We start from the raw sequence: 23,146 nt of genomic DNA, 5'->3' as shown, positions 1-23,146 counted from the left end.
AAACGGACGGTGGCGCTCCAAGGTTCAGCCCTTTCGCAAACTTCCGTTTGTCCTACAGGGTTTTAACTTTTAGCCCCACAACAGTGTGTGGGTGCGGCCCTTAAATTTCACAGCGGAAAGCCCGCTAAACCGCTTTTTCCAAAAGAAAAAGTGCATTCCGAAAATTCATTGATTGAAGGAACCACCATGCCATCATTGACCCGCAAACTCTCCGCAACCGTGCTGGCTGCTGCTGCCCTGGCTGCGGCCGCAGGGGCCAACGCCCAAAGCGGTTCGACATCGTCCAACACCACGTACAGCAGCAATTATTCGTTTTACGCACCGGGCTCGCGCTATTTCGGCCTGAACGTGGGCAGCTCAGACTTTTCCCTGCCAAGCGGTGCCGGCGGTTTTCCTTCCGACAACAGGGACACGTCGTACAACATCTACGGCGGCAGCTATTTCAACAACAACTTCGGCCTGGAACTGGGCTATACCGATTTCGGCAAGATCAACCGTGGCGGCGGGCAGACCGATGCAGAAGGCATCAACCTGAGCCTGGTCGGCCGTTTGCCAATGAGCAACTCCTTCAACCTGCTGGGCAAGCTGGGGACGACCTATGGACGCAGCCACGTGTCCGCCGCACCTGCGTCCGGCATTGCCACAGGCAGCGAAAGCAATTGGGGCGTGTCGTATGGCCTGGGGGCCGAATGGGCATTCACCCCTACCTTGTCGGCGGTGCTGCAGTGGGACGAGCATGACATGAAGTACCCCGGTGGCGGCAAGGAACGCCTCAGCACCACCAGCATAGGCCTGCGCTACCGCTTCTAGGCCGTTGTGGCAGCGTAGCCAACAGCCAAAAGCCCGCATGCCTTTCATGGCATGCGGGCTTTTTTCATGTTTTCGCTTCACGCATTCACTATCAATTTCATAGCTGCTTGCGCCCGCTATTCTTTGCTTTCAAGCATTTTCTTCTTATAAAACCGCGTGCACGTGCGGTGCCAGCATCTCCTGCAACAGCCAGGTTCCGGCACGGCCCAAGGGGCGCTGGCGTGACCATACGGCGTCCACAGGCACCCTGCGCGGCCAGCCGCGCGCATGAAGTTCGACCAGTTTGCCAGCGGCAAAGCGCGTCACCATCCAGCGCGGAATGGCCGCCCATCCAAAACCCAACACCGCCATTTCCAGCAGCATGAGATAGCTGGGAGCGGACCAGGCGCGGCGCGACTGGCGCGCCCCATGTGAGCCCCGGACTCCCTGCGCACCCCGCTCCATCTCTATATAGGTATCCAGCCGCAGCTCCCTGAAATTGACCAGAACGTCGGGCGTGATGTCTTTCATGCTGGCCAATGGGTGGGCGGCCGCCACAAACAGGGTGATTTCAGACTGCTCGGCAATCGTGGCCGAACCGATGTCCGGCGGATAAGCGCCCTGGGCTGCTACCACGCCAATGTTTGCCCGCCCTGTTTGCACCAGCGACACTAGGTCGCCGTGTTCGGCAATCAGGCACTCAAACTCCAGGTCGGGAAAGCTTTTCTCAAAAGCCGAAAGCATTTCTTCAAACCGGTCTGACTGGTAGGTGTCCGACCAGACCACGCTGAGCCTGGGCTCAAGGCCGCCCCCAAGCTGGCTGGCAGCGCGGTCAAGCCGGTCACTGGCAGCGAGGATTTCCTGCACCTTGCCCAGCATGACCCGTCCGTGTTCCGTCAGTGCCGGCTTTCGGCTGCTCCGGTCAAACAGGTTCAGGCCAAGGTCGATTTCCAGGTTGGCAATCGCACTGCTCACCGTCGACTGGCTTTTGCCCAGTTTGCGGGCCGCAGCCGAGAACGAACCCAGGGTCGCAGCCTCTGCAAAAGCGGTCAAGGCTTCCGGGGAATGGCGCATGGCAGTCTTCCATCTATTTTTTCGATGATTATTGATTTTAATGTATTCGAAATAGCGATGAAAATACAGTCATGACAGTAAGGCATCTCGCCTCAACGGTCGGCAAATCATTCAGAACGCGCATCATGAGCCTCCAAAAATCCCTGAAAGAACGGTTTTTCCACGCCCTCGGCTTTGAAATCCTGGCCATCGCCATCTGCGCACCACTAGGCGCCTGGCTACTCGGCTATTCGCTGGCGCACATGGGCCTGCTGACCCTGATGGTTTCGCTGATGGCGATGAGCTGGAACATGGTGTTCAACGCCCTGTTTGACCGGGCGCAGCGCCGCATGGGCTTTCAGCGCACGCTGGCGGCGCGTGCCGTGCATGCTGTGCTGTTTGAAATCGGCCTGATCATCGCGGTGGTTCCGCTGGCGGCCTGGTGGCTGGACATCGGCCTGTGGGAAGCCTTTGTACTGGACATTGCGATCGTGCTGTTCTTCCTGCCCTATACCTTCTGCTTTAACTGGGCTTACGACCATGTCCGCTCACGGGTGGTGGCGCGCCACGCGCGCAAAGCCCAGCTGGCCAGCCGCACGGCCGGCGGGCAGCAGCCGGCGCCCGCGCTACTTTGTGCAGCGCCTGCCGCCGGCAAGTGCCTTACTTCATCTGCACAGAGCCCGACACGATGACCAATACCGTGCTCTTGCCGGCTTCCACAGGCACTGATGCATCGGCCATTTCGGCCTTGGCCGACATCGCCATCATGCGGGGACGCGGTGGAGAGCCCTGGTCGTTGGCATTCACCGAGACTTCGCGCAGCGAGTAGCCGGCAAAACCAAAACTGCGCGCCACCTCACTGGCCTTGGCCTTGAAACGCTCAATTGCGAGCGCCTGGGCCTCGCCCTCGACTTTGGCGCGCTGCTCGCGGCTCAATGCAAAACTGACGTTGCCCATGGTCAGGGTCTGGATCTTGCCCGCCGTGCTGGTGATGCGCGGGAAGTCCTTGCCTTCCAGCACCAGTTCGGTGGAGCCCTGCCAGCCATTGATCTTGCCGTCCTTGCCATAGCGCGGATACAGGCTGAAATTCCCGGTGCGCACCTCCATCTGGCCGGGCGCCGCCGCCTGCTTGGCCTGGGTCAGCGCAGTCTCAAGCGCCTGCCTGAGCTGGCTTTGCACGACGCCCGCGTCAGCACCATCACGGGTTGTGGTCAATGAAATCGACAACAGGTCCTGCTGCACCTCCACCGAGCCACTGACCGATAACTGGGCCACGTTCTGCAGGGATTCGTGGAAGTTGGTCTGGGCCATGGCATGGCTACCCAGCACTGCGCCTGCCAACAGGACACACAAAGCGATCGATTTTGGAGCTCGCATCGGAATTACCTTTCGGGGTGGTGAATTTCAGCCGCTTCTGGCTAAAAAAGACAAGCGTGAAATGGAGGGGGAAATCATGGTGAACATCCGGAACGCTGCAAATCAAGCAGCCTGTTCACCGCAAGTAACCAGGCGCATTCGCCCGGCATTGCTCTTACAAGGGCCCGCCAGCGCGGTGCCCAGGGAGCGGCCGCTTATTTTTACATGTGTTTTTTCAATCGAATGTAGGCGCATTGCCATAGTCAACACGCACACTTGCATGTGGCCGCAACTTTTGTAACAGTGTGTCAAACCGACTGAAAAATGCGACATCCCGCCTTTTCAGCCTTCAAAATGGCTCTGTTACAAATTACCAGATGACTATGACCCAAGCTCAACCCAACGCCCGTGCCGACAAAATCCTGATCCTTGATGACGATGCCCGCATTCGCGACCTGCTGCGTCGCTACCTGGCCCAGGAAGGTTTTGAGGTCATCCTCGCCGAAGACAGCAAAGCGCTGAACCGCATCATGCTGCGCGACGCCGTCGACCTGATCGTCCTGGATTTGATGATGCCTGGCGAAGACGGCCTTTCCATCTGCCGCCGCCTGCGCGCCGCCAATGACCGTACGCCCATCATCATGCTGACCGCCAAAGGCGAGGACGTGGACCGCATTGTCGGCCTCGAGGTCGGCGCCGACGATTACCTGGCAAAACCGTTCAATCCCCGTGAATTGCTCGCCCGCATCCACGCCGTGCTGCGCCGCCGGCCGACGGCTGAAGTGCCGGGTGCGCCGTCCAGCGACCAGGAAGTGATTACCTTTGGGCCGTTTTCCTTCGATATGGGCTTGCGCACCCTGCACAAGAACGGCGAAGAGCTGCCGCTGACCACCGGCGAATTCGCCATGCTGAAAACCCTGGTGCGCCACCCGCGGCAGCCGCTGTCCCGCGAAAAACTGGCACAGCTGGCACGCGGACGCGAATTCGAGCCCTTTGACCGCAGCCTGGACGTGCAGGTGTCCCGTTTGCGCAAACTGATCGAAGTGGATGCTGCGGTGCCCCGCTACATCCAGACGGTCTGGGGTATCGGCTACGTGTTTGTGCCGGACGGAACGAACTAGCCCCCACGCTTTTCACTGCGCCTTCGGCTTCGTGTAATGCGCTGCCCCCCGAGGGGGCCACCCGCCTGCAGTCCGGCAAAGCCGGCCCTGCGGCTCATGCTGGTAAAAGACTCCTTCCGCTGGTCCTGCCCGCTGAACTCTTCAACCCAGCATGAGCCGCGGAACTGGCTTTGCCAGGCCGCAGGCGGGCGGCCCCCTCGGGGGGCAGGGAGCTACACAAAGTGAGCGACCGTGGGGGCAAGTATGGCGGGCCTGCAACAGGCGGCAACAGCTTGACTGCGGTAGCGCGGGCTTATCGTGCTAACGTCCATTGATCACAGCGCTCGCGCCCACGTACCCCACTTCCTTATGGACGCTACCAACCCAGTTCCGCTCGAAACCGCCCCGGCCCCGCTGGAAATGCGCCCGCGCAGGGGTTTCAGCCTGTTCTGGCGGACCTTCTTTTTCCTGGCGCTACTGCTGTTCGGCTCCATCGTTGCCTGGCTGCAGACCTTCCGGGCACTCGAATCCGAGCCGCGGGCCATCCAGAGTGCGCAGCAGCTGGCCTCGCTGGTCAATCTCAGCCGCGCCGCGCTCCGGTATTCCGACTCCATCGCCCGCGTATCGCTGATCAAGACCCTGGCGGACGAGGAGCGCGTACGCATCACGCCGAGGGAACCCAAGGACAAGTTCGAATTGTTCGAGAGCGACGAGTTGGGCGAGCGCACCGCCGAAGAACTCAAGGCGCGGCTGGGCAACGGCACGGTGGTGGCCAGCAGCGTCAACGGCCAGAAGGGCCTGTGGGTGGGCTTTACCATCGACGGCGATGCGTACTGGCTGCTCACAGACCCTTCCAAGATCGGGCCCTCGCGCAACAGCACCTGGATCATCTGGCTCATCACGGCGGCAGCGCTGTCGCTGGCCGGGGCAGCCTTTATTGCCCGCCTGATCAACCGGCCGCTCAAGCAGCTGTCGTTCGCGGCCAGCCGGATGCGGGACGGCGACTTCGATGCCAGCCTGCTCGATGAAAAAGTGGCGACCAGTGAAATCCGTGAGGTCAACATCGGCTTTAACCGCATGGCCGAGCAGCTGTCCAAAATCGAGCAGGACCGGGTCATCATGCTGGCGGGGATTTCCCATGACCTGCGCACCCCGCTGGCCCGGCTGCGCCTGGAAACCGAGATGAGCGTCACTGACATGGATGCACGCGAGCACATGGCGGCCGACATTACCCAGCTGGACGCCATCATCGACAAATTCCTTGACTACGCACGGCCCGAGCCACCGCGGCTGGAGCGGGTGTCACTCAATGCGGTGGTCGATGCCGCCGTATACGCCATCGCCGACTATGAAGACATGCGGGTCACGGTGACCATCCCGGACGACATGGCGGTGCTGGCCGACGAGGTCGAGTTGTCGCGCGTGATTTCAAACCTGCTGGAAAATGCCAGGCGCTACGGCAAGACACCTGAAACCGGCATTGCCTTGGTTGATATTGCGGCCAAAGGCCGTGACCAGTGGGTGCTGATCAAGGTACGGGATCACGGCATGGGCGTGGCGCCCGAGACCTTGTCCAAGCTCACCCGCCCGTTTTTCCGGGGAGACGCCGCACGCACGGCCGCTACCGGCGCGGGCCTGGGTCTCGCGATTGTCGAAAAGACGATTCACCGCATGGGCGGTGTGTTTGGCCTGGCCAACACAGGCTCCGGTGGGCTCGCCGCGCATATCAAGCTGCGCAGGAGCTGATTCCCCTTGCGGACGGTTGCCCGGCTCCGCAGCCGGCCTCAAAGAGAAATCACCCCTCCGACCAGGCAGGCCGTGCGCGATCAGCTATCAAAACGATAGCACTAAAAAAGCAGAACAACAGCCCGGGCTTCCATGCTCAGGCCCTGTCCTACCGGGCCGAGCTTTTCGGCGGTCTTGGCCTTGACGTTCACCTGTCCCACTTCCAGCGCCAGCACTTCTGCGATGCGCGTGCGCATTGCCGCAATGTAAGGCGCAAGTTTGGGCGCCTGCGCAATGACTGTGCTGTCGATGTTGCCGATCTTGTGGCCACGCTCTGCCAGCAAGCGCCCGACCTCCGCCAGCAAGACGGTCGAATCAGCGCCCTTGAAGCGCGCGTCGGTGTCCGGAAAATGCGAGCCGATGTCGCCCAGCCCGGCAGCGCCCAGCAACGCATCGGTGATGGCGTGCAACAGTACATCGGCGTCCGAATGGCCAAGCAGGCCGACGGTGTGGGGAATGTCCACACCACCGATGATGAGCTTGCGCCCAGGCACCAACGCGTGGGTGTCCCAGCCTTCACCGATTCGAAAATTCACGAGGGACATGGATGAGGGCTTTCATAAGATGGTTTGAATAGTCAGGCGGCATTCAAGGGCTGCCGGCAAAACCAGCCACTTCGCCGCTGCGTCTGCGCTGCCAGAGAATCGCTTCCGCCAGAGCGAAATCTTCCGGATAGGTCACCTTGAAGTTCTGCGCACTGCCGTTGACCAGCCTGGGCGATACGCCCATTGCTTCCATGGCGCTGGATTCATCGGTGACAGCGTCTCCTGTGTGCTCCAGCGCATCGATCAGCGCGCCGATACGAAACATTTGCGGCGTTTGCGCCAGCCATTTGTCGCTACGGTCCACAGTGGCGGCCACGCGGCCGTCCCGTTCGGTTTTAAGCGTGTCCGGCAGCTTTTGAGCCAGCAGGCCGCCCACAGAGTCATTGCGGCATTCATGGATCAAGGCCTTGATCTGCCCGGCTGTGACCAGGCAGCGCGCCGCATCGTGCACCAGCACCCAGTCGGTCAGGGCGGCGCCGCCGGGTTGCCGCGCCACCATCGCTTTGAGGCCGTTCAGCACCGTGGCCGCACGGGTCAGTCCACCACCAACCCACAGGGTTTCGTTCGTGTTGCCGAAATCGGGAAACACCTTCAAAAAGTCGTCATCCGACGGGGAAATGACCACCCACAAACCGGCGAAAGTGCCTGGAAGCGCCCGAAATGCCTCCACGGTATGGCGGACCATAGGGATGCCGTCAATCACCTGGTATTGCTTGGCTTGAGGGGTTCCGGCCCGGCTACCTTGCCCCGCACAGGGTATCAGCACAAAAAAACGGGGTTCGGAACGGTTATTGGCAAGGCTTGTCGTCATAACTTCATCATAGATTCTAAAATCGATGCTTGAACGCATGCAGGCACCCCACTCCGGATGGTTTGGGGTGTCTGGCTTTTGTCGTTTGAATTTTGGCCTTTTCCTTTTTTGATTGTTTGAAACGCCCCCAGCCAGCGCACCGATCAATGCACCTACCCTCACTCGTCACCGGCAAACGCTACACCCTGCCCCAGCCCGCCGGTTCCGCCGATGCCCTGCTGCTGGCGCGCCTGGGCATTCGCGAAAAAGCCGCCGGTAAGCTCACCGCCATCATCACGTCGGACGCCACCACGGCCCAGCGCCTGATGGACGAGATCGCCTTCTTTGCACCTGACCTGCGCTGCGCCCTGTTTCCCGACTGGGAAACCCTGCCCTACGACACCTTCTCGCCCCACCAGGACCTGATCAGCGAGCGCCTGGCCACCTTGTGGCGAATCCAGCAGCGCGACAAGGAAACTGGCGCCGACGTGGTCATCGTGCCGGCCACCACGGCGCTCTACCGCCTGGCGCCGCCCAGCTTCCTGGCGGGCTATACCTTCCAGTTCAAGGTCAAGCAAAAGCTCGACGAAACCAAACTTAAAGCCCAGCTCACCCTCGCCGGCTACAGCCACGTCACGCAGGTCGTCAGCCCCGGCGAATACGCGGTGCGCGGCGGCCTGATCGACCTTTTCCCCATGGGCAGCCCCGTGCCTTACCGCGTCGACCTGTTTGATGACGAGATCGACAGCATCCGCACCTTTGACCCCGACAGCCAGCGCAGCCTCTACCCTGTGCCGGAAGTGCGTTTGCTGCCCGGACGCGAGTTCCCGATGGACGACGAGGCGCGCGCCCGGTTCCGCAGCCGCTGGCGCGAGCTGCTGGACGGCGACCCGACCAAGAGCCGCATCTACAAAGACATGGGCAACGGCGTAGCCACCGCCGGCATCGAGTACTACCTGCCGCTTTTCTTTGAAGAAACGGCCACGGTGTTCGACTACCTGGGCGAAAGTGCCACTGTGGTGTTGCACGGCGACCTGGAGCCGGCCTTCCAGCGCTTCTGGCAAGACACCAAAGACCGTTACCGCCTGGTGCGCGACGCGCCCGACCGCCCGGCACTGCCGCCGGAGTCACTGTTTCTGGGCACCGAGCAGTTTTACGCTCGCGCCAATGACTACGCGCAACTGGCCATACGCGCCACGGTCGAAGACGTGGCCGACAACGCGCAGTTTCAAAAACTCGGCGAAATGGCCGTGGTGCGTGGCGCCGAAGACCCGCTGGCCAAATTCAAGGGCCACGTACGCAACACGGCCCACCGGGTGCTGGTGCTGGCCGAAAGCGACGGCCGGCGCGAAAGCCTGCTGGACTTCCTGCGCGCCAGCAGCGTCAGTCCGCCGGCGTTTGATTCGCTTGAAGACTTCCAGACCAGCGACGAAAAACTCGGCATCGCCACAGCGGCGCTGAACACCGGTTTCAGCTGGCTTGAAGAAGGCATTGACTTCATCACCGAGACCGAGCTGTTTGCCGCAGGCGCCACCGTGCGCCGCCGCAACAAAAAGCAGGAACAGGTCAGCGACGTCGAAGCACTGATCAAGGACTTGTCGGAACTCAACGTGGGCGACCCGGTGGTGCACAGCGCCCACGGCATTGGCCGCTACCGCGGCCTCATCAACATGGACCTGGGCCAGGGCACCAATGCCGACGGCACGCCGCTGCTGCAGGAGTTTTTGCACCTCGAATATGCCGACAGCGCCACACTGTACGTGCCCGTCAGCCAGCTGCACCTGATCAGCCGCTACACCGGCGTCAGCGCCGAAGAAGCCCCGCTGCACAGGCTGGGCAGCGGCCAGTGGGAAAAAGCCAAACGCAAGGCCGCTGAGCAGATCCGCGACTCGGCCGCCGAGCTGCTCAACATCTACGCCCGCCGCGCCGCGCGCGAAGGCCATGCTTTCCGCTATTCGCCCGGCGACTACGAGACCTTTGCCAACGACTTCGGCTTCGAGGAAACCGCCGACCAGCGCGCCGCCATCCACGCCGTGATCCAGGACATGATCAGCCCGCGGCCCATGGACAGGCTGGTCTGCGGCGATGTGGGTTTCGGCAAGACCGAGGTCGCGCTGCGCGCCGCCTTCATCGCCGTCACCGGCGGCAAGCAGGTCGCCCTGCTGGCGCCCACCACCCTGCTGGCCGAGCAGCACTACCAGACGCTGGTGGACCGTTTTGCCAAATGGCCGGTCAAGATCGCCGAGATGAGCCGTTTCCGCTCGGGCAAAGAGATTACCGCCGCCATCAAGGGCCTGGCCGACGGCACGATCGACATCGTGGTCGGCACGCACAAGCTGCTCAGCCAGGACGTGAAGTTCGAGCGCCTGGGCCTGCTCATCATCGATGAAGAGCACCGCTTTGGCGTGCGCCACAAAGAAGCCATGAAGGCCATGCGCGCCGAAGTGGATGTGCTGACGCTGACCGCCACGCCAATTCCGCGCACGCTGGGCATGGCGCTTGAAGGCCTGCGTGACCTGAGCGTGATCGCCACCGCCCCGCAGCGGCGCCTGGCCATCAAGACTTTTGTGCGCAGCGAAAACAACGGCGTAATTCGGGAAGCCGTGCTGCGCGAATTGAAGCGCGGCGGGCAGGTTTACTTCCTGCACAACGAGGTCGAGACCATCCAGAACCGGCGCGAAAAGCTCGAAGAGATACTGCCTGAAGCGCGAATCGCCGTGGCGCACGGCCAGATGCCCGAGCGCGAACTCGAGCGCGTGATGAAAGACTTCATCGCCCAGCGCTACAACCTGCTGCTGTGCTCGACCATCATCGAAACCGGCATCGATGTGCCAACCGCCAACACCATCGTGATGAGCCGCGCCGACAAGTTCGGCCTGGCGCAGCTGCACCAGCTGCGCGGGCGCGTGGGCCGCAGCCACCATCAGGCCTATGCCTATTTGATGGTGCCCGACATCGAAGGCCTGACCAAGCAGGCCGGCCAGCGGCTTGAAGCCATCCAGCAGATGGAAGAGCTCGGTTCGGGCTTTTACCTGGCCATGCATGACCTGGAAATCCGCGGCACCGGTGAGGTGCTGGGCGAAAACCAGAGCGGCAACATGCTCGAGGTGGGCTTTCAGCTCTACAACGAGATGCTCAGCGAAGCCGTGGCATCGCTCAAGGCCGGGCGCGAGCCGGATCTGCTGTCGCCGCTCAGCGTGACCACCGAAATCAATCTGCACGCCCCCGCCCTGTTGCCCAACGACTACTGCGGCGACGTGCACCTGCGCCTGTCTTTCTACAAAAAGCTGGCCACCGCCAAAAACACCGACCAGATCGATGCCCTGCTTGAGGAAATCGTCGACCGCTTCGGCAAGCTGCCGCCGCAGGCGCAGACGCTGATCGACGTGCACCGCCTGCGCGTGATCGCCCGGCCCTACGGCGTGGTCAAGGTCGATGCCGCGCCCGGCGGCATCAACATCACCTTCAAGAAAGACCCGCCCATCGATTCGATGGCCATCATGCATCTCATCCAGAAGAACCGGCACATCAAATTGGCCGGCAACGACAAGCTGCGCATCGAGCGCGAGCTGCCCGAACCCAAAGACCGCGCGCAAATGGTGCGCGACATCCTGCGCTCTCTCGGCCAACCCAAAACCCCCTCCACCACAGAAGCAACGCCCGCATGACCCCCGCTGAAATCTCCCCCGGCCTCGTCGTCAACGTCTCTACGCCAGACCTCAAGCTCAGCAATTTCAGGCTGATCGCCTTTGACATGGATTCCACGCTCATCAACATCGAGTGTGTGGACGAAATCGCCGACGCTGCCGGCCGCAAGGCCGAAGTGGCCGCCATCACCGAAGCCGCCATGCGCGGTGAGATCACCGACTACAAAGAGAGCCTGCGCCAGCGCGTAGCCTTGCTCAAGGGCGTGAGCGTGGCCAGCATGGAACAGGTCTACCACGAGCGTCTCAAGCTCAACCCCGGCGCGACCGAGCTGGTGCATGCCTGCAAAGAAGCCGGCATGAAGGTGCTGCTGGTCAGCGGCGGCTTTACCTTCTTTACCGACCGCGTGCGTGACGAGCTGGGCATCGACTACACGCGCTCCAACGTGCTCGAAATCAAAGACGGCTTTCTCACCGGCAAGATGGTCGACCAGCCCTGGGGCGACATCTGTGACGGCGAAGAGAAGCGAAAGATGCTGCTGGAAACCTGCGCCAACCTGGGCATCAACCCGCTGCAGGCGATTGCCATGGGCGACGGTGCCAACGACCTGCCCATGATGGGCGTAGCCGGCCTCTCGGTGGCCTATCACGCCAAGCCGCGCGTACGCGAGCAGGCCATGGTCGCCATCAACGAAGGCGGCCTGGACCGCCTGCTGGAGCTTTTCAGCTGAGGCCGCCACACCTCGGCCGACGCATCAATCCTTCCCCAATAAATCAACGATCCCACAGCCATAACGCCTTATAAGCAGACACCTGAACCAAAGACAAACGACATCCATGGGTTTTTTCAAACGATTCGAAAGCCAGCTTCCCGCCTACCCTGACGCCGACCCCTCCTTGCCGCCCAAGGGTTTCATGGCCTTTCTGTGGGCCTGCACCGAAGGCGCGCGCGGCTACATCCTGCAGCTGGCGCTGCTCTCGGCGGTGATGGCGATTTTTGAGGCCTTGCTGTTCGCCATGCTGGGCCGCATCGTCGACTGGCTCGGCGCGACGGCGCCCGCCAACCTGTGGGTCGAGCACGGCAACGCACTGGGCTGGCTCGCCTTCATCGTGGTGGCCAGCATCGCCGCCGTGGCGCTGCAGACCACCGTGAAGCACCAGACGCTGGCCATCAACTTCCCGATGCGGCTGCGCTGGAACTTTCACCGCCTGATGCTCGGGCAAAGCATGTCCTTCTACCAGGACGAATTCGCCGGCCGGCTGACCACCAAGGTCATGCAGACCGCACTGGCGGTGCGCGACACGCTCTTCGTGCTGGCCGACGTGCTGGTGGCCATGGGTGTATACATCGCCACCATGACGGTGCTGGCCGCGGCCTTCGACACGAAGCTGGTGGCGCCCTTCCTGGTCTGGCTGGCGCTCTACATCGCCAGCCTCTATTACTTTGTGCCGCGGCTGGGCCGCATCGGCAAGCAGCAGGCCGACGCCCGCTCATTGATGACAGGCCGCATCACCGACGCCTACACCAACATCACCACCGTCAAGCTGTTTTCGCACACCCGGCGCGAAGCCGGCTTCGCGCGCGACGCCATGAGCGAGTTCATGAAGACCGGCTACACCCAGATGCGCCTGGTCAGCGCATTCGAGATCGTCAACCACACGCTCAGCATGGGACTGATCCTCGGCATGGCCGGCACCTCGCTGTGGCTGTGGCACCTGGGCCAGGTCGGCGCGGGTGCGGTGGCCGCGGCCACTGCCATGGCGCTGCGTTTGCAGGGCATGTCGCACTGGATCATGTGGGAGACCACCAGCCTCTTTGAAAGCGTGGGCACCGTGCAGGACGGCATCAACACGCTTTCGCGGCCGCACACCATCGTGGACGCGCCAGGTGCGGCCGCACTGGACGTGCCGCGCGGCGAAGTGCGCTTTGAAGCCGTGAACTTCAGCTACGGCAAGAACAAACCGGTGATCGACCAGCTGACGCTGACCGTCAGACCTGGCGAAAAGATAGGCCTGATCGGACGCTCCGGCGCGGGCAAATCGACGCTGGTCAACCTGCTGCTGCGGTTTTATGACCTCGACGGCGGGCGCATCCTGATCGACGGCCAGGACATTGCTACCGTGACGCAGGACAGCCTGCGCAGCCACATCGGCATGGTGACGCAAGATACCTCTCTGCTGCATCGTTCGGTGCGCGACAACATCACCTACAGCCGCCCCGGCGCCACCGACGACGACATGCGCCTGGCCGCACGGCGTGCCGAAGCCGACACCTTCATCGCCGACCTGACCGATCCGCACGCCCGCCACGGCTACGACGCCCATGTGGGCGAACGCGGTGTGAAGCTCTCGGGCGGGCAGCGCCAGCGCATCGCAATTGCGCGCGTGATGCTCAAGGACGCGCCCATCCTGCTGCTGGACGAAGCCACCAGCGCACTCGACTCCGAAGTCGAAGTCGCCATCCAGAGCAGCCTGAACACTTTGATGCAGGGCAAGACGGTGATCGCCATCGCCCATCGCCTCTCGACCATCGCCGCGATGGACAGGCTGATCGTGCTCGACCAGGGGCGCATCGTCGAAGAAGGCGACCACCGCAGCCTGCTGGCCAATGGCGGCCTGTATGCACGGCTCTGGGCGCACCAGAGCGGCGGTTTTCTGAGCGACAACCTGGAAGAAGAAGAGCTGGCGGCTTGACGCTGCTGGCCGCACCGGGTGCCCGCGCCTTAGTACTCATCTGGGGCGAGTACTCGTTTGCTATTGTTTTAATAGCTGCTCGCGCATGCACTGAAAGGGCTAGAGCCCGATTTTTCTTACGAAAAAGCCTCAAAATACCTGAACCCGGAGCCTGCTGCACTCATGCCGGATTCAGGCTTTCTCGACCACCGGGCGTCCCGCCTGCACCGCAAACTGCGCCAGCGTTTGTACGCCGCTGTCGGCGCGCGTCACGTCGCTCACCACGCGCAAGGTGGTAGTGAGCTTGCGCGGGGTCAGTTCCACCACGCCGTAGCCTTTGCGTTCTGAGTCCGCAAATACAAAGTGCGGATTCTCGGCGAGGTAGTCCGGAATTTTCGCGTTGCCGGCAGAGCGGGACGTGATGCTGGTGCCGCAGAATTCCGTGCCCACGGACGGGCTGGCCGCATCCGCGTAGTCGGCCTTGACGTGGCCCACCCAGTTTTCATGCACATCGCCGCCCAGGATGACCGGGTTCGCAACGGCGTGCTTGCGCAGGGAGTCCGTGAAGCGCGTACGCGCCGCTGCATAACCGTCCCAGCCGTCGTTCCAGAAAACCTGCTCAGGCCCACGGCGAAAGTCCCGCTGACCAAAAAGCGATTGCTGGCCGACCAGATTCCAGCTGCTTTCCTTGCTGGCGGCCCGGCTCCATTCAGCGTCCAGCCAGCTTTCCTGCTGCCTCCCCAGCATGCTGCGGGCCGGATCTTTCCAGGCAGCGCAGGTGGCGGGGTTCAGTGTGCTGGAGCCGGTTTTCCCGTCACGCGTGCAGGCCTGCGCATCCTTGTATTGGCGGGCGTCCAGCATGTAGAGCGAGGCCAGGCGGCCGTAGGGAACGCGCTGGTAAATGCGCATTTCTGCGCCGCTTGCCAGGCCGGCCACGGCCCGCGTCAGCGCCGAAGCGCGCACGGGCATGTGTTCATAAAAAGCCTGGTAAGCGGCGGCGCGGCGGGCGGCAAAGTCCGGCGCCGGCGGCCCGCTGTTGCCGGGTGTGGCGCCCGCGTAGTCGTTTTGCACCTCGTGGTCATCCCACGTCACCAGCCAGGGGCAGGTTGCATGCATGGCTTGCAGGTCGGCGTCGCCCTTGTGCATGGCATAGCGCTGGCGGTAGTCGTCCAGCGTGAGCACCCAGCCGCCCGTGGGCACACGCACCGGCTGGCCGGCGTTGGGGTATTCGTAGATGTAGTCGCCCAGGAAGAGCACGAGATCAAGCTCTTCAGCAAGCATATGGCGGTAGGCGCTGTAGTAGCCGTGTTCCCAGCGCTGGCAAGAGGCATAGGCCAGCCGCAGCCGCCCCACAGCGGCATCGGGCGCCGGAAAGGTGCGGGTGCGGCCGGTGGCGCTCACCGCCTCGCCCACCGCGAAGCGGTAGAAATACCAGCGATCGGCCTCCAGGCCCTGCACCTCCACATGCACCGAGTGCGCCAGACCGGGTACCGCATGGACCTGACCGGCTTGCACGATGCGCGAAAAATGATCGTCGTGCGCAATCTCCCAGCGCACGGCTACCGGCTGCAAGCGCACGGCCGCATCATTGTCCAGCAGCAGCCGCGTCCAGAGCACCACCGAGTCATGGGCGGGTGAACCGCTGGCCACGCCCAGCGTGAAAGGATTTCCGGTCAGCCGTTGCTGGGCCGATGCCCTGGGTGGCAGGTAAAAACCAGCACCCGCCGCCGCCAGCGACTGAAGCAACCGGCGCCTGTGGATTACGGGAGTCATGTGGATCACTCAGTGCCTGGCTGGCAGGCGCACGATGAAGGTGGTTCCCGAGCCCGCGCTGCTGTGCACATCGATGGTGCCGCCGTGGATGTCGACCGCGTTGCGCACAATCGCCAGGCCCAGGCCGGTGCCCTGGATGGTGCCCACGTTGCTGGCGCGGTGAAAAGATTCGAACAGGTGCGGCAACTCGTCCTCCGGAATACCGATGCCCTCGTCCGCCACCTCCATGACGGTCGTGTCCTGATCGATGCTCACGGTGAACCGCACAAGACCGCCCAGCGGCGAGTACTTGACCGCATTGGAGAGCAGGTTGCTGAAGATGTGGCGCAGGAGCTTCTCGTCGTACAGGCCTTCTCCCGCCCCGGCGGAATAATCCAGCTGCAACTCGCACAGGCTGTCCGGTTGCTGGGTGCGCGCCTCTTCCACCAATTGATGGCACAGCCTGTGCAGGTCCAGCGGATGCGGTTCAAACTCCAGCATCTGGGCATCGGCCTTGCCCAGCAGCAGCACGCGGTCCAACATGCCCGTCATGCGTTTCACGCCGGCAGCAATGCTGTCCAGAATCTCCAGTTTTTCCGACTCAGGCAAGCGGCTGCCGTAATGCCTGAGCAATTCCTCGGCGGAAAGAATGCCAGACAGCGGCGTCCGGAACTCATGGCTGGTCATGGCCACGAAGCGGGTGCGCAGTTCATTGAGCGCCTTTTGCTGCTCAAGGGCCTCGCGTGTGTCTTCCTCTGATTTCTTGCGTTCGGTGATGTCAAGAAACGCCCAGATCACACCTGAATCAGGGTCATGGGGCTGAACACAACTGCCGGCCATCTGCACCCAGAAGAGCTGTCCGTCCCGCCTTCTGAGCTGGCGTTCATTGATATAACTGCCGGTGGCAATCAGCATCTCACGCGCTTCCTTGCCGAACTGCTCCCAGGTGGCAAGGTCGGGATGGATATAGCTGGACGACTGCCCCATCAGTTCTTCGCGCGGGCCGCCGATCATCTGGGCGAATTTCTCGTTGACCCACTCATGGCGCCGGTTCACCGACAGCACAATGCCCACCAGCGCGCTATTAAGAATGGCTTCGCGCTCCGAGGATGTCCGCAGCAGCTTGGCCTCCAGTTCCTTGCGCTGCGTGATGTTGATGATCACCCATACCGTGCCCTGCGAAAGGTCGCGTTCGGCAACGGACTTGCCCGACAGCGACACCCAGATCAAGGTGCCGTCAAACTGCCGGACCTGGATTTCGCCTTCGTAGTTTTCACCGCGGCTCACGCAGGCGGCCACTTCACCGCCCACCGTCAGGTACTGCTCACGCGACAGGTAAAACGGCTCCATTGAGGTCAATGGATTGCTGCCTGCACCGAATACCTTGAGCATGGCCTGGTTGGCCCAGCGAAAGCGGCCATCCGGTGTCAGGAAGGCAATGCCCACAATGGAATTTTCCAGGATCATTTCGCGCTCTTTCAGCAGGGTGCGAAAGTTTTCCTGGGAAACGCTCAAGGCCTCCACCATGGATTGCTCAGCCATGATGCGGGCCTGGGCCTGCTCTTTTTCCTGCCGGGTGACGTTGATGCGGTCCGCCAGCGCAAACGACAGCACCACCATTTCCAGCGCCGACCCGATCAACAGCGAATTGGCCGTGAGTACATTCGACGGCAGGACACCCGTGTTGTGCAACGCCAGCGTCACCACACCCACCAGCAGCAGGGCCCATGCCGCCAGGAAATACCGGGCCCCGGGATGCCCCATGCGCACGCTCAGCAAACCCACCGCGACCAGCGTGGTGACACTGAGAACCGCCAGCACGGTCACCATCCATGAAGACACCACATAAGGCATCGTAAAAGCGGCCAGCAGGGTCAGCAGCCAGCCACCCACCAGCGCCTTTATAAAGCGGTCCATGCGGGGCATCTTGAGTGCACTGGAAAGAAAGCTGCGTGCAAACAGAATGCCGAAAGAGGCGGTCGCCGCCATGCCCGCAGGGGGCGAAATGCTGTTCCACCAGGTAAGGCCCGGCCAGATGAATTGCGCGCCAAAACCTGTCAGCGCGGCCTGCGCGATGGCCATGCAGCCGACAAACGCCACATAGATCAGGTAGGCCCGGTCACGCACCGAAAAAAACAGCAGCAGGTTGTAGAAAAAGAGCCCGACCAGCAAACCAAAGTAGAGGCTGATCGTGGCGTACTCAGCCTGGTCGTGCCGCCACAGCGCTGCAGGCTGCCAGAGACGAACGGGCGCAGACACTGTGCCGTCCGACGTTACCCGAAGGTAGAGCGTATTGACGGCACCGGGCTTGAGACGCACCGGCATCACATGGTTGCGGTGCACCACGGCCCGATCGGCAAAAGGCAACAGGTCACCGCCCACCTGCCACACAAAGCCGCCCTTGCCGTCCGGTGAATACAGCTCCAGCCGGTCCAGCGGCGGATAGGCCAGCTCCAGCATCCAGTCTGCGGGTGTGCTGCGTTCGGTCTGCAGGTTCACGCGCAGCCAGATGGCCGAGCTGGTCAAACCAAAGTTGGTGGCCGAGCCGGTTTGCGGCACCGGCTGAAAGCGGGCCTGGGCATCCGGTTTCAAAAGGTCGGCCAGTGTCAGCTCGCCGCCGGCGTCTTCAAGGTAGGTAAACGACTGGGACAGTACATATCTGTCGTCGCCGCCGATGATGATCTCCCCTGCTCCGGTGCGCTCCTGCGCGGGCTCCTGCGGCTGCGACCAAACCAATGGCCCGGCACCCACCAGCAGCAGGGCAAGCACAACCCGAAACAGGTACCGGAAGCAAGAGGTCATGGGTTGGAGGCAAGAAGCGGGGACTTGCGCCTCTGCACCTGTCCCGGCGAGGCGGCAGAAGCCGGAACGGCGCCCGCTGCGTGCCGCTGGCCGTTGCAGACTTCATGGCTGATCGCCAGGTTTTCTGCATGGCTGTTGCCCCCTTCGCTCAGGGGCAGGATGTGCTCCAGGGTGGCGGCCTGGGGCGTAACGTGTTCGCCGCACACCCAGCACGGCACCACCCCGTGGAGCTGCCGCGCCACAGTTTTGTAGATCTTGTCCCGGGTATGCCCCAGCCTGCTCACGGCAGCGTTTTCCTCTGACCGCCGCTCGCGGGCAGCTGCCTTTGCGCAGCGCTCATTGCCGCGTCCCCTATTCGATCCTGGCCGGCCGCGCGTCGGCGGGTTGGGTGAAGGAGTCTTCCCACTGCGTCGCAAAACGGTCGTTCTTGTCGATGCGAATGCCGCCGGTGCCATCGGGGTTGAAACCGACATTGCGGGTAGCCGCCGCTCGCGGGGATTCGGGCTGGTTGTCCTTGTTGAGTTCCTTGAGCGCGGCGTCCTTGGCGGCCTTGACACGTTCCCGGGTGAAAGATTCCAGGTCGGCGTGGAAACTGCTGTCGCCGCCGCGGGTTTCCTGGTGCTCCTGCACCAGCTCCTCCGGAATTTCCCCCAGGAAGGCGGCACGCATGGCGCTGACCGTGGGAGGACGGCCGGCCTTGATGGAGGTGTAGGCAATGCCGCAATCCGACAGCAGTGTCTCCTTGAGCTGGCGGGTGGCCTTGCTCACATCACGTTTGCCGCGCAAATCCACGCAACCGACGACTTTGCCATCCAGGGTGCAGATGGTGAAAGTCGTGTAGACGCCATTGAGCAGCTCAAGCAGGCGTTCGGTTTTTTCCTTGTCTTTTTCCTTTTCCTTGTCTTTTTCCAGCGGAATGGTAAAGCGCAGCACCGGCAGCTTGACCATCACCGCGTGGTCGTGGAAAGTGCTTCGCAGCCATTTCCATACCTCGTATTCATCGTTGGTAACCACCCCGCGGGCACGCAGCGGCCATTTGTGGGGTATCCGCAGCTTCGCACTCGCGCTTTTGCGCAGCCAGGCGGCATACAGCAAAACACCTGCAAGCGCGCCCACGGCGACGCCCAGCAACGTCATCAGCCAGGAAATCAGGTTCAAGATGCAGTTCTCCTCTATCGATTGGGGATGCCGCCGAAGCCAGGCAGTGCGAACAGCGACCCCAGTGAGTCACAGAACGGACGCCCTGTCAATTCAGGCCAGCGTCCCGGTGCGTTATTAAAACAGGTTTTGCCGGTTTTCCAGGGGTTTCAGGCACAAAAAGAGCCTCCAGCCCAACCCCGCCGTGCGCAAGCAGCTATATTTTTCATAGCATCCGGATGGCGCCGCAAAACACTGCGGCCCCGCGGGTTGACGATGACCTTTGCCACGCAGGCCACGAATCGGTATGCTCGATTTTTTGCAGGAGCCCAACATGCCACGCAAGACCGCCCAGGATTTTGACCAGGAACTGCTGATTCTGTTTGATGCCTATGTCCACGGCACCATTGACAGGCGCGGGTTCCTGGAGCGCGCCCAGAAATTCGCCACCGCCGGCCTGACCGCAACAGCCCTGCTGGCCGCCCTCAGCCCCGATTTTGCCGCGGGGCAGCAAATTGCCCGGGATGACAAACGCATCAAGACCGACATGGTCAGCTATCCGTCGTCCGCCGGCTCAGGCACAGTCAAAGGCTATCTGGCCAGGCCTGCCAATGCCACCGGCAAACTGCCCGGCGTGCTTGTCATTCATGAAAACCGCGGCCTCAACCCGCATATTGAAGACATCACCCGCCGGCTGGCGCTGGACAACTTCATCGCCTTCGCACCCGACGCACTCACCCCCCTGGGCGGCTACCCCGGCGACGAAGACAAGGCGCGCGAGTTGTTCGCCAAACTGGACCAGCGAAAGTGCGTGGAGGATTTCGTGGCGGCCACCACCTGGCTCAAGAGCCGGGACGACTGCACCGGCAAGCTGGGTGTGGTCGGGTTCTGCTATGGCGGCGGCATGTCGCACACACTCACCACGCGCCTGCCGGAGCTCAGCGCAGCCGTTCCCTTCTACGGAAACCTGCCGGCAGCGGAAGATGCCGCCAAGGTCAAGACACCGCTGCTGATCCATTTCGCTGCGGTGGATGAGCGCATCAATGCCGCATGGCCTGCCTACGAGGCGGCACTCAAGGCGGCAGGTGCGAATTACACCGCCTACCAGTACCCGGGCACGCAACACGGCTTCAACAACGACACCACGCCGCGTTATGACGCCGCCGCGGCCAAGCTGGCGTGGGAGCGCACCCTGGCGTTTTTTAACAAACAGCTCAGGGCCTAGAACCGGTCAGGCATCGCGGGCCCGCTGCCCGCCCATCCCTGCATCGTCCCCCGCGAAAACCCTGCCCGGAACGCGCCAGGCACGGCTTTTGCACGCGTTACCATTGGCTACTTTCGCTTTTCGGCCTCTCCGCGAGCCGGCGAGCGTTTCCCTCACTCAGATCCTCTGGACACAACCATGAACATTCTGCAAAAAATTGCCGCGACAGCCGGCTTGCTTACCTGTGCGCTGGGCGCAGCCCAGGCCCAAAACAGGGAGCTGGTCGTCGGCTCCAGCGCCACCTACCGTCCGTTTGCCTATGAAAGCCCGACCAAGGAAATTGTCGGCTATGACGTAGACATGATCAAAGCCATCGCCCAGAAATCCGGCCTGCAGATCAAGATCGTCAACACCCCCTGGACCGGCATCTTCGCGGCCCTCAACAACGGCGATGTGGACCTGGTCATCTCGGGCGTCACCATCAACGACAAGCGCAAGCAGTCCTACGACTTCACCGCCCCCTACTTCGAAGCCCGCCAGTTGATCGCCGTGCACAGCAACAGCACGGCCAAGAGCCTGAAAGACCTTGCCGGCAAAAAAATCGGCGTGGTCACCGGCAGCACCGGCGACGACATGGCTTCGCGCGAATTCGGCAAGACCAACCCCGACATCCGCCGCTTTGAAAGCACCCCGGTCGTGATCTCCGAGCTGGCCAACAACGGCCTGGACGCCGCCATCGGCGACAACGGGGTGATCGCCTTTCGCGCCCAGGAACACAAACAGCTCAAGACCGTCAGCGACGCGAGCTTTCCCAAGGAATACTTCGGCATCGTCGTGAAACAGGGCAACAAGGCGCTGCAGGACAAACTCAACGCAGGCCTGGCCGCCGTCAAGGCCGACGGCAGCTACGCCGCCATCTACAAGAAATGGTTCCAGGCCGACGCTCCCGCGTTGCCCGCCCAGTAAACATCAGGACACCTCCTTATGGAACACGTCCTCTGGTTCGGCTGGTTCCGGGCCGACATCATTGCCGAGTACAGCGTGCTGTTCTGGCGCGGCCTGCAGATGACCATCATGGTGACACTGATCTGCATCGTGCAGGGCACCTTGCTGGGCCTGGCGGTCGGCATGGCGCGCGTGGCCGAATCGCGCCACTCGCCCGCGCGCGCGATCTGCAAATACGCCCTGCGCTGGCCCTCTACCGTCTACGTCAGCTTTTTCCGCGGCACGCCGTTGTTCGTGCAGATCCTGCTGATCCACTTCGCAGTGCTGCCGCTGTTCATCAACCCGACTGACGGCCTGATCATCTCGGGCGAGACAGCGCGCGACATCAAGCAGAACTACGGCGCCTTCCTGTCCGGTATCGTGGCGCTCACGCTCAATGCCGGCGCCTACATTTCCGAGATCTTCCGCGCCGGCATCCAGTCCATCGACAAGGGCCAGGTCGAAGCCTCGCGTTCGCTGGGCATGTCTTTTCCGCGCACCATGTACCACGTCGTGCTGCCGCAGGCTTTTCGCCGCATGCTGCCGCCGCTGGGCAACAACGCGATCTCGCTGCTGAAAGACTCGTCGCTGATCTCGGCGATTGGTCTGGCCGAACTGGCCTACGCCGCGCGCACCGTCGCCGGCGCCTATTCGCGCTACTGGGAGCCCTACCTCACCATCTCCCTCATGTACTGGGTGCTGACGCTGGGCCTGGCTTACCTTGTCAAAAAACTGGAGGCTCGTTATGGACGAGGTGATTCGCGTTAAGCGGCTGACCAAGCAGTTTGGCCACACGCCGGTATTGCGCGGCATCGACTGCGCCATCAAGGCCACCGAAGTCGTCTGCGTCATCGGCCCTTCCGGCTCGGGCAAAAGCACTTTTTTGCGCTGCCTGAACGGACTGGAAGACGCCAGCGGCGGCGAGGTGCTGGTGCACGGCGTGTCGGTGCACGAACCCAAGACCGACGTCGATGCCCTGCGCTCGGAAATCGGCATGGTGTTCCAGCGCTTCAATTTGTTTCCACACAAAACCGTGCTGGAAAACATCACGCTGGCGCCCACCAAGGTGCGCAAGCTGACGGCACTGGAGGCGCGCAACCGTGCCAGTGAACTGCTGGTCAAGGTCGGGCTGCTCGAAAAGATCGACGCCTACCCCAACCAGCTTTCGGGCGGGCAGCAGCAGCGCGTGGCAATTGCCCGTGCGCTGGCGATGCAGCCGCGCATCATGCTGTTTGACGAACCCACCTCTGCGCTCGACCCCGAAATGGTCGGCGAAGTGCTGGCCGTGATGCAGGCCCTGGCCGAAGAAGGCATGACCATGGTGGTCGTCACCCACGAAATGGGTTTTGCCCGCCAGGTGGCCGACCGCGTGATGTTCATCGACGAAGGCCTGGTGATCGAAGAGGGCTCACCGGCGGAGATCTTTGACAACCCCAAGGAAGAGCGTACCAAGCGCTTTTTGAGCAAGGTGTTGTGAGACAGCGCGCGCCCGCTCCTGCGGGCACGCGTTTCTCCCAGCAAGGTTCAGCCAT

The 23,146-nt window shown here is 62.3% G+C and carries 19 protein-coding genes; 11 read left to right on the top strand and 8 right to left on the bottom strand.

Going from position 1 to position 23,146, the window contains the following annotated elements:
- Positions 1–186: 186 nt before the first annotated feature.
- Positions 187–810, top strand: a complete 624-nt coding sequence (locus tag AC1DWQ_RS08495; protein ID WP_477669238.1) for an outer membrane beta-barrel protein — start codon at positions 187–189, stop codon at positions 808–810.
- 144 nt (positions 811–954) lie between these two features.
- Here the strand turns inward: AC1DWQ_RS08495 and AC1DWQ_RS08490 are convergent, their stop codons facing one another.
- Entirely contained in the window at positions 955–1,863 is a 909-nt protein-coding gene (locus AC1DWQ_RS08490; RefSeq protein ID WP_477669237.1) for a LysR family transcriptional regulator, read from the bottom strand.
- A 122-nt stretch (positions 1,864–1,985) separates the two neighbouring features.
- Between AC1DWQ_RS08490 and AC1DWQ_RS08485 the strand changes: the two genes are divergently transcribed.
- Positions 1,986–2,534 carry a multidrug/biocide efflux PACE transporter gene (locus AC1DWQ_RS08485; RefSeq protein WP_477669613.1) on the top strand — a complete coding sequence of 183 codons (549 nt, stop codon included), beginning with the start codon at positions 1,986–1,988 and terminating at the stop codon, positions 2,532–2,534.
- On the opposite strand, the gene AC1DWQ_RS08480 is transcribed toward AC1DWQ_RS08485, so the two are convergent.
- Positions 2,503–3,219, bottom strand: a complete 717-nt coding sequence (locus tag AC1DWQ_RS08480) for an SIMPL domain-containing protein (protein ID WP_477669236.1) — start codon at positions 3,217–3,219, stop codon at positions 2,503–2,505. The two genes, AC1DWQ_RS08485 and AC1DWQ_RS08480, sit on opposite strands and share 32 nt — an antisense overlap.
- A gap of 362 nt (positions 3,220–3,581) precedes the next feature.
- Between AC1DWQ_RS08480 and ompR the strand changes: the two genes are divergently transcribed.
- Together ompR and AC1DWQ_RS08470 are read left to right on the top strand one after the other, a co-directional pair.
- Entirely contained in the window at positions 3,582–4,319 is a 738-nt protein-coding gene (ompR, locus tag AC1DWQ_RS08475) for an osmolarity response regulator transcription factor OmpR (RefSeq protein ID WP_007866319.1), read from the top strand.
- 348 nt (positions 4,320–4,667) lie between these two features.
- Positions 4,668–6,044, top strand: coding sequence for a sensor histidine kinase (locus AC1DWQ_RS08470; RefSeq protein ID WP_477669235.1), 1,377 nt, complete (start codon positions 4,668–4,670; stop codon positions 6,042–6,044).
- A 101-nt stretch (positions 6,045–6,145) separates the two neighbouring features.
- Here the strand turns inward: AC1DWQ_RS08470 and ispF are convergent, their stop codons facing one another.
- Together ispF and ispD are read right to left on the bottom strand one after the other, a co-directional pair.
- The gene (gene ispF / locus AC1DWQ_RS08465) at positions 6,146–6,628 is read right to left on the bottom strand and encodes a 2-C-methyl-D-erythritol 2,4-cyclodiphosphate synthase (protein WP_477669234.1); all 483 of its coding nucleotides are present in this window, start codon (positions 6,626–6,628) and stop codon (positions 6,146–6,148) included.
- Positions 6,629–6,671: 43 nt separating this feature from the next.
- Positions 6,672–7,439: a 2-C-methyl-D-erythritol 4-phosphate cytidylyltransferase gene (ispD, locus tag AC1DWQ_RS08460; RefSeq protein ID WP_477669612.1), complete on the bottom strand. Its 768-nt coding sequence runs from the start codon at positions 7,437–7,439 to the stop codon at positions 6,672–6,674.
- A 146-nt stretch (positions 7,440–7,585) separates the two neighbouring features.
- Between ispD and mfd the strand changes: the two genes are divergently transcribed.
- The 3 genes from mfd to AC1DWQ_RS08445 all read left to right on the top strand — a co-directional run bounded on the left by mfd (position 7,586) and on the right by AC1DWQ_RS08445 (position 13,756).
- Positions 7,586–11,086: a transcription-repair coupling factor gene (mfd, locus tag AC1DWQ_RS08455; RefSeq protein ID WP_477669233.1), complete on the top strand. Its 3,501-nt coding sequence runs from the start codon at positions 7,586–7,588 to the stop codon at positions 11,084–11,086.
- Positions 11,083–11,793, top strand: a complete 711-nt coding sequence (gene serB / locus AC1DWQ_RS08450; protein ID WP_477669232.1) for a phosphoserine phosphatase SerB — start codon at positions 11,083–11,085, stop codon at positions 11,791–11,793. The genes mfd and serB overlap by 4 nt, the downstream gene beginning before the upstream one ends.
- Before the next feature lie 106 nt (positions 11,794–11,899).
- Positions 11,900–13,756, top strand: coding sequence for an ABC transporter ATP-binding protein (locus tag AC1DWQ_RS08445; RefSeq protein ID WP_477669231.1), 1,857 nt, complete (start codon positions 11,900–11,902; stop codon positions 13,754–13,756).
- A 171-nt stretch (positions 13,757–13,927) separates the two neighbouring features.
- On the opposite strand, the gene AC1DWQ_RS08440 is transcribed toward AC1DWQ_RS08445, so the two are convergent.
- From AC1DWQ_RS08440 to AC1DWQ_RS08425, 4 genes are all read right to left on the bottom strand, one after another.
- Positions 13,928–15,508, bottom strand: a complete 1,581-nt coding sequence (locus AC1DWQ_RS08440; protein ID WP_477669230.1) for an alkaline phosphatase D family protein — start codon at positions 15,506–15,508, stop codon at positions 13,928–13,930.
- A 9-nt stretch (positions 15,509–15,517) separates the two neighbouring features.
- Complete coding sequence (locus AC1DWQ_RS08435) at positions 15,518–18,289, bottom strand: 7TM diverse intracellular signaling domain-containing protein (RefSeq protein WP_477669229.1); 2,772 nt, start codon at positions 18,287–18,289, stop codon at positions 15,518–15,520.
- A complete protein-coding gene (locus tag AC1DWQ_RS08430; protein ID WP_477669228.1) occupies positions 18,286–18,573 on the bottom strand; it encodes an HNH endonuclease in 288 nt (95 codons plus the stop codon). Before AC1DWQ_RS08430 ends, AC1DWQ_RS08435 begins: the two co-directional genes overlap by 4 nt.
- Positions 18,574–18,640: 67 nt before the next feature.
- Positions 18,641–19,447, bottom strand: coding sequence for a DUF2726 domain-containing protein (locus AC1DWQ_RS08425; protein ID WP_477669227.1), 807 nt, complete (start codon positions 19,445–19,447; stop codon positions 18,641–18,643).
- A gap of 313 nt (positions 19,448–19,760) precedes the next feature.
- On the opposite strand from AC1DWQ_RS08425, the gene AC1DWQ_RS08420 reads away from it, so the two are divergent.
- The 4 genes from AC1DWQ_RS08420 (at position 19,761) to AC1DWQ_RS08405 (ending at position 23,091) form a co-directional block, all read left to right on the top strand.
- Positions 19,761–20,651: a dienelactone hydrolase family protein gene (locus AC1DWQ_RS08420; protein WP_457280529.1), complete on the top strand. Its 891-nt coding sequence runs from the start codon at positions 19,761–19,763 to the stop codon at positions 20,649–20,651.
- A gap of 177 nt (positions 20,652–20,828) precedes the next feature.
- Positions 20,829–21,596, top strand: coding sequence for a basic amino acid ABC transporter substrate-binding protein (locus AC1DWQ_RS08415; RefSeq protein WP_457280528.1), 768 nt, complete (start codon positions 20,829–20,831; stop codon positions 21,594–21,596).
- An 18-nt stretch (positions 21,597–21,614) separates the two neighbouring features.
- Positions 21,615–22,382: an amino acid ABC transporter permease gene (locus tag AC1DWQ_RS08410; RefSeq protein WP_457280527.1), complete on the top strand. Its 768-nt coding sequence runs from the start codon at positions 21,615–21,617 to the stop codon at positions 22,380–22,382.
- Complete coding sequence (locus AC1DWQ_RS08405; RefSeq protein WP_457280526.1) at positions 22,360–23,091, top strand: amino acid ABC transporter ATP-binding protein; 732 nt, start codon at positions 22,360–22,362, stop codon at positions 23,089–23,091. The genes AC1DWQ_RS08410 and AC1DWQ_RS08405 overlap by 23 nt, the downstream gene beginning before the upstream one ends.
- Positions 23,092–23,146 lie beyond the last annotated feature (55 nt).

This window comes from Polaromonas sp. P2_G11, from assembly GCF_056403595.1.
The sequence above is the reverse complement of the archived record's forward strand: the minus strand, read 5'-3'. Positions and strand labels throughout refer to the sequence as shown.

What these genes read in the sequence shown, in the direction of transcription:
- AC1DWQ_RS08435 (WP_477669229.1), bottom strand. Translation starts at nt 18,289, where the DNA reads ATGACCTCTTGCTTCCGGTACCTGTTTCGGGTTGTGCTTGCCCTGCTG.
- AC1DWQ_RS08445 (WP_477669231.1), top strand. Translation starts at nt 11,900, where the DNA reads ATGGGTTTTTTCAAACGATTCGAAAGCCAGCTTCCCGCCTACCCTGAC.
- AC1DWQ_RS08405 (WP_457280526.1), top strand. Translation starts at nt 22,360, where the DNA reads ATGGACGAGGTGATTCGCGTTAAGCGGCTGACCAAGCAGTTTGGCCAC.
- AC1DWQ_RS08440 (WP_477669230.1), bottom strand. Translation starts at nt 15,508, where the DNA reads ATGACTCCCGTAATCCACAGGCGCCGGTTGCTTCAGTCGCTGGCGGCG.
- mfd (WP_477669233.1), top strand. Translation starts at nt 7,586, where the DNA reads ATGCACCTACCCTCACTCGTCACCGGCAAACGCTACACCCTGCCCCAG.
- AC1DWQ_RS08410 (WP_457280527.1), top strand. Translation starts at nt 21,615, where the DNA reads ATGGAACACGTCCTCTGGTTCGGCTGGTTCCGGGCCGACATCATTGCC.
- AC1DWQ_RS08415 (WP_457280528.1), top strand. Translation starts at nt 20,829, where the DNA reads ATGAACATTCTGCAAAAAATTGCCGCGACAGCCGGCTTGCTTACCTGT.
- ompR (WP_007866319.1), top strand. Translation starts at nt 3,582, where the DNA reads ATGACCCAAGCTCAACCCAACGCCCGTGCCGACAAAATCCTGATCCTT.
- serB (WP_477669232.1), top strand. Translation starts at nt 11,083, where the DNA reads ATGACCCCCGCTGAAATCTCCCCCGGCCTCGTCGTCAACGTCTCTACG.
- AC1DWQ_RS08480 (WP_477669236.1), bottom strand. Translation starts at nt 3,219, where the DNA reads ATGCGAGCTCCAAAATCGATCGCTTTGTGTGTCCTGTTGGCAGGCGCA.
- AC1DWQ_RS08490 (WP_477669237.1), bottom strand. Translation starts at nt 1,863, where the DNA reads ATGCGCCATTCCCCGGAAGCCTTGACCGCTTTTGCAGAGGCTGCGACC.
- AC1DWQ_RS08495 (WP_477669238.1), top strand. Translation starts at nt 187, where the DNA reads ATGCCATCATTGACCCGCAAACTCTCCGCAACCGTGCTGGCTGCTGCT.
- ispF (WP_477669234.1), bottom strand. Translation starts at nt 6,628, where the DNA reads ATGTCCCTCGTGAATTTTCGAATCGGTGAAGGCTGGGACACCCACGCG.
- AC1DWQ_RS08420 (WP_457280529.1), top strand. Translation starts at nt 19,761, where the DNA reads ATGCCACGCAAGACCGCCCAGGATTTTGACCAGGAACTGCTGATTCTG.
- AC1DWQ_RS08470 (WP_477669235.1), top strand. Translation starts at nt 4,668, where the DNA reads ATGGACGCTACCAACCCAGTTCCGCTCGAAACCGCCCCGGCCCCGCTG.
- ispD (WP_477669612.1), bottom strand. Translation starts at nt 7,439, where the DNA reads ATGACGACAAGCCTTGCCAATAACCGTTCCGAACCCCGTTTTTTTGTG.